Origin of the sequence: Sphingobacterium humi (assembly GCF_009768885.1) — a bacterium.
Classification (GTDB): Bacteria; Bacteroidota; Bacteroidia; order Sphingobacteriales; family Sphingobacteriaceae; genus Sphingobacterium; species Sphingobacterium humi.
The window spans coordinates 58,319-77,848 of the sequence record NZ_WSQA01000001.1 but is presented as its reverse complement, the minus strand read 5'-3'; the positions used below and the strand labels follow the sequence as shown (position 1 = coordinate 77,848).

The window sequence follows — 19,530 nt, the reverse complement described above, 5'->3', positions numbered from 1 at the left end:
TAGAAAGTCGTTAGGTGCTGATACGTATTTTTTTAATAAATTACATTATCCAAATATTAATCTAATATATGCTCTATAAAGAACCCTTTGTATTATATCTGAATATTTCGGTATGCCTTATTCTGCTCTTTTTAGCGCTTCCCTCTTTATTAAACAAAAGAGAAGAACTGAAGGTAAGAATGGCATTTGCATTTGTATTCTTTGTGGTGATAGCTACATGCCTTACTAATCTTTTAGTGCTATACCCAGGGAACTATAGGCTGGTGTTTTTAGGCTATTTTGTTTTCTTTATCTCCTTATTGTTCGGTCCGGCAATTTATTATTATGTAGTAAATTTATTGAGTGGTCAAGTTTCAAAAAACATCTATTTCAGTCTAATTCCTGGTATCGCATCCGTCTCTTACGGTCTTTATCTTGCTTTCTCGGATACTATAGTACAACGAAAAGCCTTTCAAAGAATATTAGAAGGAGAAGATTTATTTTATGAAATTACCAACTTGCTTACCCTTATCCTTACCTTGTTTTACTGTGTGAAGGCATGGGTTTTTATCCAAAAATTCCAAAACAAAAATGAGGAATATCCACATTCGCTTTTCCTAAGAAAAATTGCCTGGGCAAGAGAATTTATCATCTACATATTTGCAAACGTTTTAATCTTCCTACTATTAGTGCTTGTACTTACCCATGAATTTGCTGTAACTACAATGGACATGGATATGATTGGAATGCCTGTTTTTATGCTGTTTGTCTACTTGTTAGTTGCCATGCGCAGCATGATGATGTACAAAGATTTTGAGTATCAATTTATCTTGGCTAAAATTGAAGGAGAAAGGGAATTGCAAGAGCAGCGCTTGAAAATATCAGGGGATCTTCACGACAGTCTTGGTGCACAACTCACCTTTATTAACACGATTTCAGATGGATTGAAGAATGCTCCTTCAACAGCAGAAGCCACAGTGAAAAGCAAGATTAATATGCTTGCTGACCTTTCTGAAAATTCGATCCTAGAATTAAAAAACACCTTATGGGTGCTAAATACAAAGGAAATTCATCTTCAAGATCTAAAAGAAAAAATCCTCAATTTTATTAAATCTGCCTCAGAGGCAAAAGAAGAGATAAACTTTAATTTCCATTTTGATGTTTTAGAGAATTTTAATATCAATTCTACGCAAGCGGTCAATTTGTTCAGAACCGTACAAGAAATTGTGAACAATGCTCTGAAACATGCTCATGCAACAGAAATAAGGATAAAAATGGAACAAGAGGGGAGAAACTTACTGCTTTATATAGCAGATAATGGAAAAGGTTTTGATTATGAAAATGAAAAAAATAAATCGTTTGGATTAAGAAATATCGAAAGTAGGATTTCGAATGTCAGCGGGCGAATGAATGTAGAAACAAGTGCCGACAATGGAACTAAATATGTTATTCAAATAAAATTATAAATGTATAAAATAGCCATCGCTGAGGATAATATATTCGCATTGAATGCCTTAACAGAAAAACTTTCACTGTATACGGATATTTCCATTGTTCATGCTGCAAACAACGGTGCTGAACTTTTAGACTTATTGACCCAAAATAGTGAGATCCAGCTCGTTTTTATGGATATAGAAATGCCTTTATTAAATGGAATTGAAACGACAGCAAAAATAAAACAACAATATCCAGACCTAAAAATAGTCATAATAACGATATATGATGACGATGAATATATCTTCGATGCCATCAAAGCAGGAGCTGATAGCTATATCCTGAAAGAAACAAAAGCCGACAAAATCTATGAAACCATCATAGATACCCTGAATGGCGGATCGGTCATGTCGCCATCCATAGCTTTAAAAACCTTGCAATTGCTCAAATTTATAAGCTATCCTTTTCCCAAAAAAGAAATAGAAAAAATTACGCTATCCGATAGAGAAACAGAAATTTTAGAACAATTGAGTAAGGGCTTCACCAATAAGCGGATTGCTCAAAATTTATCAATATCCCCCTTTACCGTAAAAAGGCATATTGAGAATATTTACCAAAAGCTTCAAACCCATAACCGGATAGAATTGCTGGAAAAAGTGCGAAAAAGTGGATTGCTTTAAATAAAATGGGCTAAACAGCCCATTGTGCAGCATATTAATTTAATCGAATTTTGTGAGTGCATATCTATCATTCAATTAAATTATGAAAACATTCAACATCCTAAAAACTACGCTGCTTGCGCTTGCTGTAACCGTATTTTCTTGTTCTAAAGATGATAATCCTATAGCTGACTCTCCTGGCGGTTCTGCATTCTTTTTAGCTAAAATAGACAACCAGGCATTCCCTAATGCGGAAATAACATTGACGACTGCAAAATATGTTAGCTCAACAAAGATGCTTCAGATCATTGGACAACCTGCGGACCAAAAAGTAACCATTGTATTAACACTGATGCCTTTTGGAGGTAAAGTGACCAATGCCATTCACTGGAAACCGGGAACTTATGATTTCGACCCTATACAGGTTACTAACTTAGCGTATTTAGCAAGTGCAGAATACAACCAATGGAACGGAAATGGGTATGACCAATGGTTTACCAAATGGGAATATGTAAAAACCGGAAGAATCATCATTGAAACGAATACTGGAACACATATCAAAGGAACTTTCTCTTTTGATGCCGTACGCAAAAACAACGATGGTTCTTTTAACAACAACAGTATAAAAAAAATAACTGAAGGTAAGTTTGATTTGGATATAAAAACATATTAAATCTCGCTGAAAACAAATCGATGCTATGAACATATTCAACATCCTAAAAATGACACTGCTAGCATTTACAGTAACCTTGTTTTCTTGCACTAAAGATGATGGAGTAGAAATCAACCCGAATAACCCCAATAAGGTCACACTGCTCCATAGCAACCAATGGACAACTGTAGCCCAACATACCCAACCTAAAACTCAGGGTAATTTAGGAGGAAGTTTTCAAACGCAGACTTTTAGAATGCAATCGCCTACGGAATTACGCTGGTATCTGTGGTTCACACACATGTCAGGTTATCAGGATCCGATTGAAATTATTTTAAATAACCAAAATACCGTTGCTGTCAACAAACCCAGTGGAACTACGGGATCTGATTTCAGATCAATCAAAACTATTTACGGTGCCGATATTTGGGAAACGCATATCCCATTTTCCAATACTTATGCAATTGCCGTGTTCAAGAACAATCAAAATATAAATATAAACCTTTCTGACCAACGTGCTACCCCTATAAAAAGGCTGCAAGCATCGGAAGATGGATTACTAAATAATTCTGAAAGTACAGGCACCAATACGGTGTCGCATTATCATTATGGCAGCAGGCAATGGAAAACCAATACTTTTTTTGCTACTTCTTACATATCTGTTAGATACAACGATCGCACTTTTGTAATCAATTTAAACAAAAATACCAGCCAGGATGGCATAGGAATTTATGCTGAAACGGATAATAAAGTAATCGGTTCCCAAGGTCAAATACACTACCTGATGAAAGCCGAAAATCATCTTGCATTGTCACCCGTCGGATTCATGCTACACAGCACCCAATATGGCGATCACGTTTTTGTAGCAATTGATGCCTATGGGAATAAATTTGAAGTCTATAAAATAAACCTAAGCAACTATACCATTCAAAAAGTCCTTGATGAAACAAAAGTCGGTACTTACAGCCAATACGCAAATGAAATAGATGCAAACGGAAACTTGTACTGCGTAGAAAACAGAATTGAAAATCAAACTGCGCACTTTAGCATTAGAAAATACAAAACCACGGGTGGTAACGAGGTGATTCTGAAAGAAGCAGATTTGAAGGAGCATACACAGGTTCACGCCCTAAAATATTTCAATAATAAACTTCACGCAGCTGTGGTTTACAGACAAGAAAATCCAAACAATTGGATGGATAATACCTACCACATGCACATTATTACTAAGAATTAATAGTCTTAAAAATAATTATACAATGAAAACTTTAGCAAAATACGTCCTTATTTGCTTGTGTTGCTTAGCATTCGCCAGCTATGCGTATGGACAAGGAACTACCACAGCTGAATATTATCAATATCAGCGCGACCAAGCTTTTAAAAAATACATGGAAACAACAGGTAGTCAGGGTATGGCGGGATCTGCCAAAACCAATTTTAACAACTCCCTAGATAAAAAGGCGACTGATGAATTTGTAGAGCTAATGATAAGGCGTAATCAAGGTAATAAAGTGATAGAAACTGAAGAGCAGAAAAGAGCCATTCGGGCACAGTTAGAGATGGATAAATTAGATGCCCAAATCAAACTGCAGAACAAGTTAGCTAATGAAAAGGCGCTTAAAGAAGCATTATCGAAGGTGCGCACCATTAACTTGAGGAATGGCGAAAAATTCGAAGGTTACTTTTTGCAGAAAAGTTCTAGTAATATTGAACTTATTTGGGGGAAATTGACCTACTCAAGTGATGCAGGGTCTGGCTATTATCAAGGATATTTTGGGCAACATTACGGTCAATCACTCAAATACGGTGAAGGAACTGAAGTTTTGAGAGATGGGACAGTATATTCAGGCGGCTGGTATGAAGATTTTAAACATGGCTTTGGCATGTTAAAAATGAGCAATGGAGATGTATATGTCGGTAATTTTAAAAATGGGAGATATTTCGGTATTGGCTCACTTACTCATGCCGACGGCCGTGTAGAAACTGGATTTTGGGACAGCGGTGAATTTACTGCCGATACCCCTCCTTATCACGAATCCTATAAATACGAAGATAAGGGTAAAAAGAAACTAGACAACGGTCGTAGACTGTCGGGGGTCGGAAAAATTAAATATTCAGACGGTGATTTTATTGGCGAGTTTAAAAACTACAACCGGCATGGTAAAGGTAAATTCACTTGGAAAGACGGATCTTCCTATACTGGCGATTATTTTTATGACAATATACATGGCAAGGGGATTCTCAAGTGGGCAAACGGAAACAAATATGAAGGCGAATGGGCAAATAATGGAATGCATGGCAAAGGAAAATTTACATGGCTGGATGGTAGTGTTTATATAGGGGATTTTGAAAATAGCAAAAAACACGGAAAAGGAAAATTGATATATGCCAACGGCTCAGTTGATGAAGGAACTTGGGAATATGATACTTTTAAAGGCAAGTAACCGTACCTAATTAGCAACTATAATAATGAAAAATGTTGGTAATTTATTGATTATCATAGGGCTGGGTTTCGGCTTGTTCGCTGTTCGTTCGGTTTGGAATGATTATACATATCGAAAAGCAAGCGTTGTCCGAAAAGCCAAGGTTTTATTTGTAGAGATAAAGGACCTCAGATCTAAGTACGGAAATTATTACTTGAGGCCAACGCATCTTATTGCCCAACAGCTAGCCTTCTTTCGGGATTCATGTATGGATACAATTACACTCAACTCCAATTTCTTATTATACAGCGAAGGAAAAACAAGTAAAAATCCCAATCCTATTCCTACTGCGGAGGAACTGATGAACCAAGAAAAATATGTCCGTTATGTTCCCGAAAGCAAGAAAAAAGAAACTGCCTTTTCCGAGCGTATCGACATTAACGATAATGGAGATTATGAAAGCTTCAACAGATTTCAACATTTTGTTTCCATGACAGTTATTATTTTGTTAGGCTTTATGATTAAATATTTCAGTATAAGGAAAGTAACGTCTTAATTATCCGGATAACAATTTCTATTGAAAAATTGCAACGGTGCTGGAATCTACCTTATGCTAATGCCAAACGATCCCTAGTAATCAACTTCAAAACAAGGTTTTGAAACAAAACCGCAGCAGTTGAGAATACCACCAGCGTTAGAGCAAAGGTGTATTTATAGCCTGGTAGCCAAGGATTGATAAAAAAAAATCCTACCCAACCAGAAATTACGACTGTGGCACAATTAAAACCGAAATAGTAAAGAATTTCCTTTAATCTCGTGTTGATTAGCTTTTCTTGAAAATAGAAACGAAAGATGGCGTAGGGGAGTTGATTTAAGAGCAAAAAGAAAATGTTCACAAACCAGAAGCTTTGAAAAATATAGTGCAAGTATTCGGCTAAAGAGTCGAATATCATGTCATATTGCCTATAAACACCCGTAACCAATTGTTTGAAATGAGGAACAAAATATAAAAGCGGTAGGAATAGGTAAGTGGTTAAAAGACTTACGATAGTTAGGTTTCGAAATGTTAATTTGCGGAAAGTCATACGATATAAAAAATCATGCAGATATTCCTTGTTATATTATTTAAAGGAAAGAATTTGCAATTGCTGTTGAAGTAGAAATAGCTTTTCCACCCTAGTAAATCTAACGTAACTAGGACGAAAAAGAGTGAATTAGCGTAATAGCAAATCCTCCAACATATTTTATTTCCCTGCATTGTCCTAAACTAGTGTCAATTCCTTATTTTTAGCCCATGGAAGAAAAAAGCGCACACATCATCTACCTCCGGGTTATTGCCACGATATTCGTGATTTTCATCCATGCCTCCACCGGATTTCTATACCGTATTGACACCCATGCCTTTGATTGGAATTACGCCAATTGGATAAACGCCGCCACGCGCTGTTCTGTACCTATCTTTGTTATTATTTCAGGCTATTTATTACTGCAAAAAGAGGAAACGACCGGCACTTTTTACAGAAAAAGAATCCCAAAATTAGTCTATCCTTTTGTGTTTTGGACCATCGTCTATTTGGTCTATTATTTCTACCGCTACACCAACTTTGAATTACTATCTACCGAAAAGATAGGGGCCATTATTCTCGATAAGATGTTGCATGGTGCGAATGCGCATTTATGGTACCTGTATATGATCATCGGTTTATATCTGGCGATTCCGTTTTTACGGAAAATCCTTATAAACTCCTCAAAACGAGAGATTGAACTGCTTTTAGGTTTATGGTTATTGTCCATGTGTTTCAGCAGCAAAGACCTTTATCGGTTTATGCCAAAGTTCGACCTTACCTTCTTTTCAGGCTATATCGGTTACCTCGTTCTGGGTTATTACCTCCGCATTCGTGAATTTAGATTTAACAGCAGCCAGGTTGTTTATGCGTTCATCTACTTACTGATGGTCGGTATTGCGGCCTATGGTACGCAGCTGCTGAATCAGGAAGCAAGCAAGCTCAACACCTTTTTCTATAACTACTTATTCGTAACGACTGCCATTGCTGCCGGCGCCTTATTTCTTTTCGTAAAGGAAACGATGCAAGGAAAGAATTGCCCGAATTGGATACGCTTGATCGATAAGTACAGCTTTGGAATCTATTTGAGTCATATTATCCCGTTAAATTATATTCACCCCATCATCGCCAAGCAGGTCGGCACAGCTTGGTTGATTCCATTAGCCACGCTAGCAACCCTGCTGCTATCTCTTGCCATTACTTACCTCCTTAGAAAACTACCTTACGGAAAATATATCAGTGGTTAATTGCAGCCTTATGCCTACTTCTTAAGAAACTTTCTTTTTACTTTTTTGATCCTGAATCAAAAGGTTTAAAATAAGTCCGCCTGAGACTAGAGGTACAATAAGTAATCGAACATCCTTAAATGTTATCGTTTTGGTTTCTTGATAAGCATTGGCAAGCTCATATAAACCTACTACAATAGAACCGAAGGATACAATAACGGCAATAAATAAGATGACTCTTGTAGATTTAAGCATACTACAGTGATTTAGGTTCTTCTTTAAGATCGATTAATCCCCTAAATATAACAAAATGAAATTGCTTTAAGGAAAGAACCAGAATGGTTTTAGGATGGGTTTAGTACTAGCCGTGCATTCGATACAGTTCGCTTTTTATAGAGGCTTTTATATCCTTTTTCTATGCCCTATGAAACCTTATTGCAAAGGGGATTGATACGGGTGAGAAAGGGGAGTGAAAGGGGAGAGCAATGGGGGTGACTTAGATATGAGATATGAGATTTGAGATGTGAGAGTAGGGGCGATGTTAGATGTGGTTGTGCTGTCCTCGTTTTGTCATCGTGAGGGGGTAAAATGTTTGCAAAATTTATTGGAAGGTGATGACATGAAGTGGCATTGCTTGTTAAGCTTTGCTTACAAACTACGGCACGCTTTCTATCAGGTGTTGTCATCGTATTGTCATCGTGAGAGGGTAAAATGTTTGCAAAATTTATTGGAAGATGATGACATGAAGTAGCATTGCTTTTTAAGCTTTTCTAGTAAACTAAGGCACGCATTATATTACGTGGCGGCAAGTATTGTCATCGTGAGGGGGTAAAATGTTTGCAAAATTTATTGGAAGGTGATGACATTAAGTAGCATTGCTTGTTAAGCATTGCTTACAAACTACGGCCCGCTTTACTAATAAACTGCGGCACGCTTTGTTTCGCGTTGTGACCAAAGTTGTCATGGTGAGCGGAGTCGAACCATTGGTACGTCAATGCAAATCACAATGCATAATTACCTTACTTACAGTGTTTTGCAGAAGCATGTCATTGGTAGCGGAGTCGAACGACTGGTACGTCAGTACAAACTACAACACATAAACGACTTACTTACAGTGTTTTGCAGAAACATGTCATTGGTAGCGGAGTCGAACGACTGGTACGTCAATACAATCAATTTAGTTTAACTTGTTGAATATCAAAATATTATGTGGTGTTGTCGACCTTATGCGGTAAAATGTTTGCAAAATTTATTGGAAGCTGATGACTTGAAGTAGGGTTGCTCGTTAAGCTTTACTTGGGGCACGCTTTGTACTGCGTTTTGACTCGTACTGCACCAGTAGCACTATCGAAAGACTATTACGTCAATGCAATCAAACATGCTTAACATCTTAATTCACCAGGGAGAATAACAATTATTAATTAGCTTACGCTTACAAAATTTTATAAGGCAACTTAGAGTTTACATAAATTATTGGAAAAGACAATAAAACAGACAGCAAACAAGTAATCAACCACTTATGAATTGAATCTTGAATACCAAAGCTGGTTAGAAAATTTAATATCCACAGGTGAGAAAAATAAACAGCACTCGCCACTAATGCAATTTGTTTTCCTTTATTAAAGGGAATCTGTAGTTGTTTAATAGAAAGAAATAATAGGGGAGTGATGATTATTAACGTAAAACTAATATCAAAAATTGGATTTGGATACCCTCTGGATAACATGTAATTGACCGAAACTTCGGAAAAATACAATAGGAAGGAAAGAAGGAGTAGCTTCCAGTTTCCTTTTGATTTATTTTGTTTTAAATAATAACCGATCATTAAAAATGGGAGACCTACAAATAGGAAGTTTCTATATACCATCATAGCAAACCGAAAAAACTTATGGATGGTTTCGTTATGACTATAGGTGCAGCTATATTGGATAATGCAACCAAGTGAAAACAATAGGATAGGAAAAAATAGATTATTGAAAAACTTATACTTTTTAATATAATAAAAAATGACGCCGGCAACTATCATATGGATGACATACCATAGATGGGCATAACCATTTCCGGCAAGTATAGCTTTAATGATAAGTTTTGGTTCTTTATTCCAAATAGGAAAATAAACAAGGGTCCAAAAAATAAATAGTATAAAAATTCGAAGAGCCCAATTGAATAGCTGTTTAGGCGTTTGGATGCGATCAAAATAGTAGCCGGTTACCAATATGAAAAAAGGTACTGCTATGCGAAATAGCCCTTCATTAAGGTAGAAAGAGGTAGACTCGTTATAATCGGATAGAAAATTACAGTGTATTCCTATTACGAAAAAAGATAATATTAATTTAAAAATATCGAGCGAAGCATTACGCATATTACACAACAATTGGTGGGGCGAAAATAATTTTTCTAATATAAAAAAGCATTTGTTTGGGGCTATTATGCTGTAAAAGTAAAGAACTGACTACATAAATGCAGTAGAGTAAGCTAGTTTCGGAGTAGTTACGGCAATTTTATTAAAATGGCAACTTAGGTTGCTAATAAAGCTTGGCGAGTAATTCTTCTGTGTGTCATCAGCTTCCGATAATGTTGTTAATAAGGGTTTTAGGTATTGTTGATTGCATTGACGTACCAGTCGTTCGTGGTTCGACTCCGCTCACCATGACAAATTGACGACAAATTGATGACAAATTGATGGCAAAATAATGTTAAAACGATAACATTAACCATTAAAATCCTACTCCAAATATCCCCCCAAAACCAATAAAAGCTAAAACCGGTTAAGGTTTCAGCTTTTATCATACATAACAAGGGAACTATCTTTTTTTGCAGTTAATACTGCATATTATCAAAGTTTTACTTTCCAAAAATGCTGGCTAGTTTTTCTTCCAGGCCTTCGCCGCGCAGATCGATAGCTACAATATTTCCTTGCGGGTCGATTAAGTAATTCTGTGGGATTCCTTTCACCGAGTAGGCGACAGCGGCTTCGTTATGGAGGCCTTTTAAATCGCTGACATGAATCCATGGCAGTTCATCATCTTTAATGGCTTTCAGCCAAGCGTCCTTTTTGCTGTCTAAAGAAACGGCATAGATTTCGAAACCTTTCGCTTTATAGGCTGCATAGGCTTTCTTGAGGAAAGGGCTTTCCGCGCGACAAGGTCCACACCAGCTTGCCCAAAAGTCGAGCAATACATATTTGCCGCGCAGGGAGGCTAAGGAAATCGCCTTGCCTTTGCTGTTCTTCTGGATTACGTTGATGGCCGGTTTGCCGATGGCTGTTTTACGGGCTATTTCAAGCTTTGCCGCCAGGTTTTTACCCACTTGGGTCTGTTGCATGCGCGTGCTTAGTCCATTGAAATAAGGCTCAAAGGCTTGGGAATCGCTAATTTGGCCGCCACGGCTATTCACGATTGCTAAACTGATATAGGAATCTGGATGTGCTTTTAAGTATTGTTTTTCGATTTCATTTTCCTGATCTCCTAGTACCCGTAATGCTTTAAAAATAACCTCTTGCTGTTCGGTGTTGTTCTCTTTTTCTATAGCTGCCAATTGCTGGAATAAGGGTTGGCGAGCTGTATTTATATCCGCTAATTGCGCTTTTAGACCTAGGTATTCCGTTTGTATTTCAGCACCTTGGATGTTGCTGGTCTTCATGGTTTCACCATTTACCGCATATAAAACATTTTCAAGGAAGAAGGTCTGTTCATCAATAGCAAGGTATTTTGCCAAGTTCATCGGTTGCCCATCATCCATTAAGGGAAGCAGGGTTAACTTCGCGGAAAGGGGTTCCTGCACCTGACCTTTTAATTGGAACAGGCCTTGGCTAATTTCACAAGTATCAGATACGAATTCTTCATTTTCTTCAAAGGTTAATACCACCTTTTGTCCTTCTGTTGCGGCTTTTAAACGACCGGTGATCAGGAATCCATCCTGCGCCATGGCTGCAAGGCTTAGGAAGCTGATTACCGCTGTAAACATGATTTTTAGTTGCATGTACTTCATATAAATTATAGGCTTTTTTTATTATTATGGATTATTTTCCATTCCCGGGTTCAAATCAATAACCTTAGGCGGAAGCTGTAAGGTGAACCGCTCTGGTTTCAATGGAAATGTAGCTACTACCTTTCCATCCATATCAAACACTTGATGTTTGTAGGTTACATTCGAAAAGAGTGGATCTACCGATAAACGGCGCATATCAAACCAGCGGTACCCTTGGCCGGCGAATTCCCGAATGCGCTCTTCTAAAATGAATTTTAGGAGCGACACGCGCTGGCTGGCAATGTTGGCCGGAACAGCTACCGAAGCTGCTGGCATACGGTTTTTACGTAAGAATTCCACATCCGCTTTTGCGCCTGCCAAGTCGTTCAGGCGGGCTTTACATTCGGCACGTAATAAGTATAAATCAGCCAAGGTAACACCAATCTGAACGGTCATGGGCCCGATACGACGCAAGCGTCCATCGGGGTATTCCTGCGCCACAAATAGGGGCGTCGTGCTCATAAAGTTCCGACGTAAATCATCTTCTTGAAATAAAGCAGAAGCTTCTTTACTTAACACCAAATCATTATTGAAGGAAGAGATGTTGATGGGGTAATGACGGGCATAAATATTATCCGTCAGCTCGATAGAAGCAATATTAGTGGGGCCGATATACGGATTCAAGGGGAGGTAGATTCCTCCCGGTGCAAAAGCCTCATTCTGATCGATAAGCTTTACGGGGATACCGGCGTTGGCGATATTTGCAATCGCCGATTCCAATAGGGGTAGGGCCTTATCGAATTTCCCCATATAGATATATGCCTTCGCAAGAATCCCTTCACCTGCCGATTTGGAAGCACGTAGGCGATGCGTCAAGCGTTTTGGAAGATCAGGAATGGCCGTTGTTAAATCATTTAAAATCAACTCGTACACCTGACCTACACTGGCGCGTGTAAACGTCGTTTGCATTACATCTGAATTCAGAATAATGGGAAACCCAGGATCTGTTGCTGCACTGGCATCCGTATAGGGTTTGCCGTAATAATTGATCAATAAAAGATTGGCCCATGCACGACCCACCAAGGCTTCCGCGCGGATGGCTTTTTTCTGTGCTTCGCTGCCATTTTGGGAATCCATAACCTCATTAATAATCTTATTGTAGGTATATAGATTCTTCATCAGGTCGGTTATTTCCTCTGCATTTTCATTCCGCTCATAAATAACGTCTGTATAAGAGAATAAACGCTTACTGCGTAAATAGCCGGCATCGAAATAGGGATTGATGGCGTCGAGTTCATCGCCTAGGTAGGCTTGCACCTGACCGTTTAAGAAAAGCTCAAGTAAGGCTTTGTTGTTTAAAAGCAGGTCGTAATCAGCTGTCTGGTCGGCTATTAATTTTCCTTTCGGGGTAACCTCCAGAAAACTATCCGAGCAGCTTGATAATCCGCATGCTAGGACGGCTAGCAAGCTTACATTTTTTATAATCGTTTTGATATTTTTCATGTCCTTTGCGAGATTAAAATGAAACATTAGCCCCCAGTGTAACAGCATGCTGATTGACAGGTGTGCTCATCATAAATTCCGGGTCTATCCCTAGTTTATTGGCTTTCCATAACATCACATTAGATACCTGGGCGCGTAAGGTCAGTTTATCGGCATGTACGCGTTGCAGCCATTTCGTTGGAATGCTGTAGCTCAAGCTGATATCTCTTAATTTAATGTAGGAAGCACTGATAACATGGCGATCTGCCGACATGTAATAATTAGTGTTTCGTCGCTCTGCACTGGTACCACTGTTTGCTACAAAGGCAGGGATGTCTGTAAGGGTCTCATCGCCTTCTTTTTTCCAGCGTTTGTCAAAGTCTGTATACACATTCTTTAATAAACGTCCGGTATAAAAGTTGTTAGTCCATCCGCGCATCACATGGCCAAAATTATAGACCATATTGGCGGATAAGCCGAATCCTTTGTAGCTAAAGCTATTGCTGAAACCGCCATTCCAAGGGGGTTGGAAAGAACCTTTAAACACAATATCATCTACCGTTGCCACATTCAACTCTTTCGTAATGGTTTTATCGGCCAGTTCAATTTGCGGATCACCCATATTATCTAGACCGGCATATTTATAGCCGAAGATGGAAAACGCAGGGAATCCTTCTAACATATCCCGATAGACTTTTGCATCACCCGTTGCAACAGGGGTTGGTAGAGTCAACTTCTTGATTTCGTTTTTGTTGTAGGAGAGGATCAAGGTAGCATGCCAATTGAAGTCGCGTTGTTGAATAATAGCTCCGCCAAGGCTCAACTCGATTCCTGAGTTGTTTAATTGGCCGATATTCCCGACGATCTCCGCATAACCTGTGAAGGGGTTGGTGCCTAATAAGCCCAATAAATTTTCGGTTTTCTTTTTATAGTAATCTACCGTACCGGAAAGGCGATTATTGAATAAGGCATAATCAATACCAATGTTCGTAGTACTGGTGGTTTCCCAGGTCAGTTTCGGGTTGGCGGGTGTGGCCACGGTTAAGCCTACACCACCCGGAAGTGAACTCTCCATTAAGGAGGATAGAATATCACGAGAAGCGGCAGTACCTGGGCTCGGGGAGTTCCCGGTGATTCCGTAGGTAGCACGTAGGGCTAAGTGGTTTAACCAGCTGTAAGGCTTCATAAATGCTTCTTCACTGGTTACCCATTTTCCGCCCACACTCCATACTGGTTTGTTTTGTGCCGATTTATCCATGCCGAATAAATTACTTTTATCGACCCGCCAGCTGGCATTAAGGGTATACTTACGGTTGTAGGTATAGCCAGCATTGGCATAGTAGGAGGTAAAACGCACGCGTTGTTCCGATTCGGAGTAGGGCGTAGCATATAGAAAGCTGCGTCCGTTCCAATTCGGCATCACGGGGTTTGCCAAGCCTGAGGTGCTCAGGGTAAAATAGTCAATGGCGGCATAGGTTTGCAATAGCTCGTTGTAGCCGCGTTGTGAACTTCTATTTAAGGTTGCAAATTTTTCCTGTGCCTCTTGTCCGGCTAAGAGCGTCAGTTGATGCAGGTCCTTCCAGCTGTTATCATAAATAAACTGATTTCTAACCGTCCAGTTGGTTTGGTTGTTGTTGTATACTTCATGAATACCACCTGTTTTCGGAAGGTAATGGATCGGATCTGAACCATCTTGCGGATTGACGGTAAACTGAACGACTTCACTTCTGGCGCGGTAACTTTGTTCGCTGTCAAACGAATTGGATTTGCTATTGCCACGCACATACCCATATACGCCTTCAAATTTTAAATGCTTGAAGAGTTTAATGTCAAGTCCTCCGGTGAAGCGACCCAAGAAGGAGTTCTCCTTGTTGTAGCCATAATTGAACTCGTCCAATGGGTTGTAGTCTAAGCTGATACCACTTTGTTGTTCAAATTCTTTACGCACGGGTTCAGTCAGTGGTTTCATGTAAGGCATGGATAGGTTGTTGCCCTGTGCATCTCTAAAAAGCTGATAAGGGACAAAAGGGTTATCCGTAGGCAGGAAGTTTAAGCTCCGCTTCGCCGATGAATTCCGATTGGTTAAATCGGTGATTAAATAGGCTTGGATATTCTTGCTGAAGATGAAGTTCTGGCGTGCATTGATTTTATATTGATCATCTTTTTCGCCCGGTACATTGCTTTTATTGTTGACATAGGCCATGGATCCGTAAAAGCTGTGGACTTTCCCACCGCCAGATACAGAAACGCTATGACTGGTTAATACGGCATTGCGATTCCATAAATCGTTGATTTGACTTTGGTTATTGATGCCACCTAAACTATCTAATTTTCGATTCGCTTCAGCCTCGGAAATTAAACCCCGTTTAAAATCGTACTGGATCATTTCATGTGGCGGAATGGCATCGAAATTTAAATTGATATAGGGGGCTACGGTGCTCCATGGGTAAGCCGCTATGTCAAAGACATCGCGCGCTGCCTGAATAAATTGTTGGCTATTTAATAAAGGATAATAATTCAGGTTTGGCTTTCCTTGGAAATTCACAAACCCATCGTACTTAACGGTGATTTTTTCGCCTGCTTTTCCTTTTTTCGTGGTAATAACGATCACCCCATTTGAAGCGCGGGCACCCCAAATGGAAGCTGCCGTGGCATCACGTAATACCGTAATGTTTTCTACATCTTCCGGGTTTATGGAAGTTACATCATCGAGGGCAATACCATCGACCACAAATAGTGGGTTTCGACTGGTGCCGCTAAAGGTTTCGCCGAATTCATCGGGCACTCCAATGGAGGTTAGTCCACGCACCAATAGGGGGTTGGATTTGGCTTGTGGCGAGTTATTTACCGTTAGGCCCGGTATTAACCCATCTAAACGCTGTAATACGTTCATAGAGCCTGAACGCTCGTTAAACACTTTCATGTCCGGCTGTGCAAAGGAACCGGCACTGCGTTCTTTTGCTATGCTCTGGTAGCCCGTATTCACCGTCACATTCACCACTTCTAATCCGGAAACATCAGCACTGAGGGTGATGGTTCCTAGATTTGCTGCTGCAGCCATGATTTTGCTTTGGTATCCGATATAAGAAATGCTAATGGTTGCTTGCGCATCGACTTGCTCTAAGAGGAACTCGCCATTTTCATTGGTTTGGGTTTGTTTGTAGGTATTGATTGCTTGTTGATTTTTCCCTTCTTTTTTATAGCTGGAAACGGAAGCACCTGAAAGGGGAGCTCCATTTGCACCTAGCACTTTACCTCGAATAGTAATAAGCTGTTGAGCAGCATCAACAGCAGTAGAGGGAAACAAATTGCTGGATTTCGGGCTGATGGAAATGGATTGACCTTTAATACGGTAGTCAACAGGTTGTTTCGCGAAAACAAGTTTTAAAGTTTCAGCTAAACTGCCATTGTTAACTTGTACAGTAACAGGTTTTGCATTTTTCAGGTCCTCTTCTTTATAGGCAAAAGTATAGCCTGATTGTTTGCTGATTTCTACGAGCGCTTTTTTTAATGGCATATTAGCCACATTCAAATTGATTTGCTGCGCACTGACATGTCCGAATACAGACAGCGTAGACAAGATTAAAATGCAAAGGGTTAGTTTCATGTACAATAGTAATAAGGTGGATACCTTGCTGGTATTTGTTGATGATTTAGTATTGTTCATTGATTCTTTTCTTTCAAATGAACCACACAAAGCTTGCATAAAAGGTCTACTGTTCGCATGGCGACATATGGCCTTAATTTATTAGCTTTGTATAGTCCGGGTACATAATTTGGTTCAATCGATTTGTTATCCGTATTCCTGCCGTTGGTGTTGCAAGCGCCGCGGCAGTTCTTTTTAAACAGGATAGCGAAAAAATGTCCTTATTTTCTGGCTGTAATCCTCCTTCCTTCGATCTTAAATGAAACTCCTGTTTGTAATTCGATAGCGGCAAGCACCTGGCTAAGGGTGGCATTGCGCGGTATGATAGTCGATAAGCGTATATCGCCAACCTGATTCACATCGACCTTCACATCATACCAACGCTCGATATGTCGGGCATAATGCGAGAGGGGTTGATCATTAATGATAAACATCCCTTCTTTCCAAGCTAATACTTCTTCTAGGTTGACCGTTTTTAGGGTGATTTGCTTGTTTTTTGATAAACTTGCTTGTTGCCCCGGGCTTACCAGGCGACTGGCATTGGTGGAATTGTTGGTTACCCGGAGGCTTCCTTCCGCCAGCGTCGTAATGACTTGCGCTTGCTGATCGCCGTAGCTGTTGATGTTAAAGTGGGTGCCCAATACTTGCAAAACCTGCTGGTCGCAATACACGAAGAAGGGTTTGCTTGGGTTCTTTGCTACTTCAAAATAAACTTCGCCTGTAATATATACACTACGTTTGTTGCCGGTAAATTTCGTCGGATAGCGAATAGAGGAACCGGCATTTAGCCATGCTGCCGTGCCATCGGGCAATATTGCTTTATACTGAGCAGCTAAAGGGGTGGTTAACACAACTTCCTGCAGCTCTTCGCCTTGGGTAATGGCAGACCCATTTTGATAACTTATTTGGCCGTTTGCTGTTTGGATTCCATGTTTTTCATCCAATTCAATCTGTTTGCCGTTTGCTAAGGTTAAGATAGCTTTTTCTTGACCAGGCTGAATATCCTGTTGGGTTGGCTGTTGGCTAATGGCCTGTTCATTACTTTCTCGTTGTTTGAACATAAAAAGCAGAAAAAATAAAAGGACGGCCGCCGCGGCAGCATAGGCTGCTTGTTTTAAGTAGCGTACTTTTGGTTTTTGAACGACTTTCTCAAATAATTGCTGATGAACAAGTTGATCTACCTCCTTGATTTCTGCTTCATACGCCTGGGGATCAAACGGGGTATGCATTGCTGATTCAATTAAGGATTTTAATAATTCATCATTTCCGGAAAGTTCAAAGTGCTGCAATAACTCATCCAGCTCCTGTTTTGTGCAGTTGTTGTTGAGGTATTTTTCAAATAATTGGCTGATGTGATTGTTATTTTCCACTTCTTTATTTTAAGCTGATACAATCTAGGGAAGAGAATGGGGTACATAAATTCTTAACAATTATTTAAAGCTCTGATAATCAGTCATAATAATTTTATATTATCAAAAGTTTAACTGTAAGTTTTAAAGGCTCCTGTCGATGAGCTTTGCGCCCAGAGATTAAGGGTAAACTGAAAACAGGAGAAAAAGGAGTAACTCTGGATGCTTAGCCAGGTAATCTTTGATAAATTGATTGGCCCGCTTTACTTGGGTATGGACGGTATGGACGGAAATGTTAAGTTCAGCAGCTACTTCTTTGTAAGCTTGTCCATCCAACTTACAGCGTTGGAAGATGTCGCGTTGGCGTGAGGGCATTTTCTCTAAGATCTGCTGTAGGACTTCCTTCTTTTCTTTTTCGTTAATCAAGGATTCAATATGCTCATAGCCATCCTCAATGGCTTGATACAGGTAGTTTCTGTATTTCTCATCGTGGCTTGCTTTTTTGAAGATATTGAAGGTTTGATTGCTGGCAATTTTAAAAAGATAGGGTTTTAGGGGTTGGTCGACAAGGAGCTGCTCTCGGTTTTCCCATAAGGCCAGGAAGGTGTCTTGCGCAACTTCACGGGCTAAATCTGGCGATTTAAGTAAACGAATTAAATGGCCAATCAGGTTTTGCTTATGGGCATGATAGAGTTGCTCAAAGGCGGCTTGGTTTCCCGCTTTCAGCTGTATTAATAAATCTCTTTCACTTGAGGAGGCTGGGCCTGACATTGGTTGGACTCGTTTAATTTCGGTCTAAATAAATGAAATTATGTGATAATGTCAAACGCCTTTCGCTAATAATCTGCATTATAATTCGATAGAGGCGGTTTTTTACGATTGATAGGCAAGGTTTGCTTGTCTTGCAATTGCTTTGGAGGAAAGCATCTTAACATTGTTTAACATGGATGGACTAAACCTCTGCCTACTTTTTAACTCTTATCCATAACAAATAGCATAAGAGAAATTTGCTAAAAATTGATTTAACAGCATTTAACAATTTCCAGCTTAAACTATTTGAAGAATTTATAATCAAAACATAAAATTGGATTTAAATAAAAGACTATGAAAAAGATATTGAGTTTAGCGGTTTTTGTTGCAGGATTAACAGGTATGACTTATGCACAGTCTATTGATACCACAAAAAAAGAAGTTCGTCAAGAGCGCCGTCATGGCCGTATGCATATTAAAAAGCAGGGCATGATGAACAAAACACCGGAAGAAATTGCGCAGGCAAAAACTGACCGAATGGATAAACAATTAAAGTTTACCGATGCGCAGAAGAAAGAAGTGTATGCCTTCCACCTCAATAAAGCACAAGCTTGGAAAGAAGAAGCTGCCGCACGTAAGGAGGAACGCATGGCTAGAATTCAAGATATGAAAGCCGACAGGGAAGCTTTTGAAAAGATGCTGACCCCCGAGCAAAAAGAAATTTATAAAAACAAAATGGCCGATCGTAGAAAAGAACATATGAATCAGCCGAAAAGAGAAATGCGCAAAGGTGGAAAGGGAAGTTTTAAACCCGTAGAAGCTTCCACTGATGTAGCAGGAAAAGCATAGTTCAGAAAGATTAGGTTTTAAAGGTTATATATTAGTTAGTGGTTATAT

The 19,530-nt window shown here is 39.4% G+C and carries 16 protein-coding genes; 8 read left to right on the top strand and 8 right to left on the bottom strand.

Annotated elements, in window-relative coordinates; all coding sequences use genetic code 11:
* Positions 1–68: 68 nt before the first annotated feature.
* The 6 genes from GQF63_RS00330 to GQF63_RS19610 all read left to right on the top strand — a co-directional run bounded on the left by GQF63_RS00330 (position 69) and on the right by GQF63_RS19610 (position 5,703).
* The gene (locus GQF63_RS00330) at positions 69–1,445 is read left to right on the top strand and encodes a sensor histidine kinase (protein WP_160367114.1); all 1,377 of its coding nucleotides are present in this window, start codon (positions 69–71) and stop codon (positions 1,443–1,445) included.
* Positions 1,446–2,093, top strand: coding sequence for a response regulator transcription factor (locus GQF63_RS00325; protein ID WP_160367113.1), 648 nt, complete (start codon positions 1,446–1,448; stop codon positions 2,091–2,093). It abuts the gene before it with no gap.
* A gap of 82 nt (positions 2,094–2,175) precedes the next feature.
* On the top strand, positions 2,176–2,745 hold the full coding sequence (locus tag GQF63_RS00320) for a DUF6252 family protein (protein ID WP_160367112.1): 570 nt from the start codon (positions 2,176–2,178) through the stop codon (positions 2,743–2,745).
* Between the two features lie 25 nt (positions 2,746–2,770).
* Positions 2,771–3,961, top strand: a complete 1,191-nt coding sequence (locus tag GQF63_RS00315) for a hypothetical protein (protein WP_160367111.1) — start codon at positions 2,771–2,773, stop codon at positions 3,959–3,961.
* A 22-nt stretch (positions 3,962–3,983) separates the two neighbouring features.
* On the top strand, positions 3,984–5,168 hold the full coding sequence (locus GQF63_RS00310) for an MORN repeat-containing protein (RefSeq protein WP_160367110.1): 1,185 nt from the start codon (positions 3,984–3,986) through the stop codon (positions 5,166–5,168).
* Between the two features lie 25 nt (positions 5,169–5,193).
* A complete protein-coding gene (locus GQF63_RS19610; protein WP_212592413.1) occupies positions 5,194–5,703 on the top strand; it encodes a hypothetical protein in 510 nt (169 codons plus the stop codon).
* Between the two features lie 52 nt (positions 5,704–5,755).
* Here the strand turns inward: GQF63_RS19610 and GQF63_RS00300 are convergent, their stop codons facing one another.
* Entirely contained in the window at positions 5,756–6,043 is a 288-nt protein-coding gene (locus GQF63_RS00300) for a hypothetical protein (RefSeq protein ID WP_212592412.1), read from the bottom strand.
* Positions 6,044–6,441: 398 nt separating this feature from the next.
* Between GQF63_RS00300 and GQF63_RS00295 the strand changes: the two genes are divergently transcribed.
* Complete coding sequence (locus tag GQF63_RS00295; RefSeq protein WP_160367107.1) at positions 6,442–7,458, top strand: acyltransferase; 1,017 nt, start codon at positions 6,442–6,444, stop codon at positions 7,456–7,458.
* Between the two features lie 21 nt (positions 7,459–7,479).
* Here the strand turns inward: GQF63_RS00295 and GQF63_RS00290 are convergent, their stop codons facing one another.
* The 7 genes from GQF63_RS00290 to GQF63_RS00260 all read right to left on the bottom strand — a co-directional run bounded on the left by GQF63_RS00290 (position 7,480) and on the right by GQF63_RS00260 (position 18,654).
* Entirely contained in the window at positions 7,480–7,692 is a 213-nt protein-coding gene (locus GQF63_RS00290) for a hypothetical protein (RefSeq protein ID WP_160367106.1), read from the bottom strand.
* A gap of 1,177 nt (positions 7,693–8,869) precedes the next feature.
* Complete coding sequence (locus GQF63_RS19930; RefSeq protein ID WP_160367105.1) at positions 8,870–9,799, bottom strand: acyltransferase family protein; 930 nt, start codon at positions 9,797–9,799, stop codon at positions 8,870–8,872.
* 482 nt (positions 9,800–10,281) lie between these two features.
* Positions 10,282–11,418, bottom strand: coding sequence for a TlpA disulfide reductase family protein (locus GQF63_RS00280; protein WP_212592411.1), 1,137 nt, complete (start codon positions 11,416–11,418; stop codon positions 10,282–10,284).
* 33 nt (positions 11,419–11,451) lie between these two features.
* Positions 11,452–12,909: a RagB/SusD family nutrient uptake outer membrane protein gene (locus GQF63_RS00275; protein WP_160367103.1), complete on the bottom strand. Its 1,458-nt coding sequence runs from the start codon at positions 12,907–12,909 to the stop codon at positions 11,452–11,454.
* Between the two features lie 13 nt (positions 12,910–12,922).
* Entirely contained in the window at positions 12,923–16,555 is a 3,633-nt protein-coding gene (locus GQF63_RS00270; RefSeq protein ID WP_160367102.1) for a SusC/RagA family TonB-linked outer membrane protein, read from the bottom strand.
* Positions 16,556–16,755: 200 nt separating this feature from the next.
* Complete coding sequence (locus GQF63_RS00265) at positions 16,756–17,904, bottom strand: FecR domain-containing protein (RefSeq protein ID WP_160367101.1); 1,149 nt, start codon at positions 17,902–17,904, stop codon at positions 16,756–16,758.
* A gap of 159 nt (positions 17,905–18,063) precedes the next feature.
* Positions 18,064–18,654 (bottom strand): RNA polymerase sigma factor, encoded by a 591-nt coding sequence (locus tag GQF63_RS00260; protein WP_160367100.1) that lies wholly within the window; start codon positions 18,652–18,654, stop codon positions 18,064–18,066.
* A gap of 333 nt (positions 18,655–18,987) precedes the next feature.
* Here GQF63_RS00260 and GQF63_RS00255 point away from each other — a divergent pair, with 333 nt between their 5' ends.
* Positions 18,988–19,482 (top strand): hypothetical protein, encoded by a 495-nt coding sequence (locus GQF63_RS00255; RefSeq protein WP_160367099.1) that lies wholly within the window; start codon positions 18,988–18,990, stop codon positions 19,480–19,482.
* Positions 19,483–19,530 lie beyond the last annotated feature (48 nt).

Coding starts and splice junctions, on each gene's coding strand:
- GQF63_RS00295 (WP_160367107.1), top strand. CDS start 6,442: ATGGAAGAAAAAAGCGCACACATCATCTACCTCCGGGTTATTGCCACG.
- GQF63_RS00325 (WP_160367113.1), top strand. CDS start 1,446: ATGTATAAAATAGCCATCGCTGAGGATAATATATTCGCATTGAATGCC.
- GQF63_RS00310 (WP_160367110.1), top strand. CDS start 3,984: ATGAAAACTTTAGCAAAATACGTCCTTATTTGCTTGTGTTGCTTAGCA.
- GQF63_RS00320 (WP_160367112.1), top strand. CDS start 2,176: ATGAAAACATTCAACATCCTAAAAACTACGCTGCTTGCGCTTGCTGTA.
- GQF63_RS00290 (WP_160367106.1), bottom strand. CDS start 7,692: ATGCTTAAATCTACAAGAGTCATCTTATTTATTGCCGTTATTGTATCC.
- GQF63_RS00280 (WP_212592411.1), bottom strand. CDS start 11,418: ATGCAACTAAAAATCATGTTTACAGCGGTAATCAGCTTCCTAAGCCTT.
- GQF63_RS19610 (WP_212592413.1), top strand. CDS start 5,194: ATGAAAAATGTTGGTAATTTATTGATTATCATAGGGCTGGGTTTCGGC.
- GQF63_RS00260 (WP_160367100.1), bottom strand. CDS start 18,654: ATGTCAGGCCCAGCCTCCTCAAGTGAAAGAGATTTATTAATACAGCTG.
- GQF63_RS00275 (WP_160367103.1), bottom strand. CDS start 12,909: ATGAAAAATATCAAAACGATTATAAAAAATGTAAGCTTGCTAGCCGTC.
- GQF63_RS00330 (WP_160367114.1), top strand. CDS start 69: ATGCTCTATAAAGAACCCTTTGTATTATATCTGAATATTTCGGTATGC.
- GQF63_RS00315 (WP_160367111.1), top strand. CDS start 2,771: ATGAACATATTCAACATCCTAAAAATGACACTGCTAGCATTTACAGTA.
- GQF63_RS00270 (WP_160367102.1), bottom strand. CDS start 16,555: ATGAACAATACTAAATCATCAACAAATACCAGCAAGGTATCCACCTTA.
- GQF63_RS00255 (WP_160367099.1), top strand. CDS start 18,988: ATGAAAAAGATATTGAGTTTAGCGGTTTTTGTTGCAGGATTAACAGGT.
- GQF63_RS19930 (WP_160367105.1), bottom strand. CDS start 9,799: ATGCGTAATGCTTCGCTCGATATTTTTAAATTAATATTATCTTTTTTC.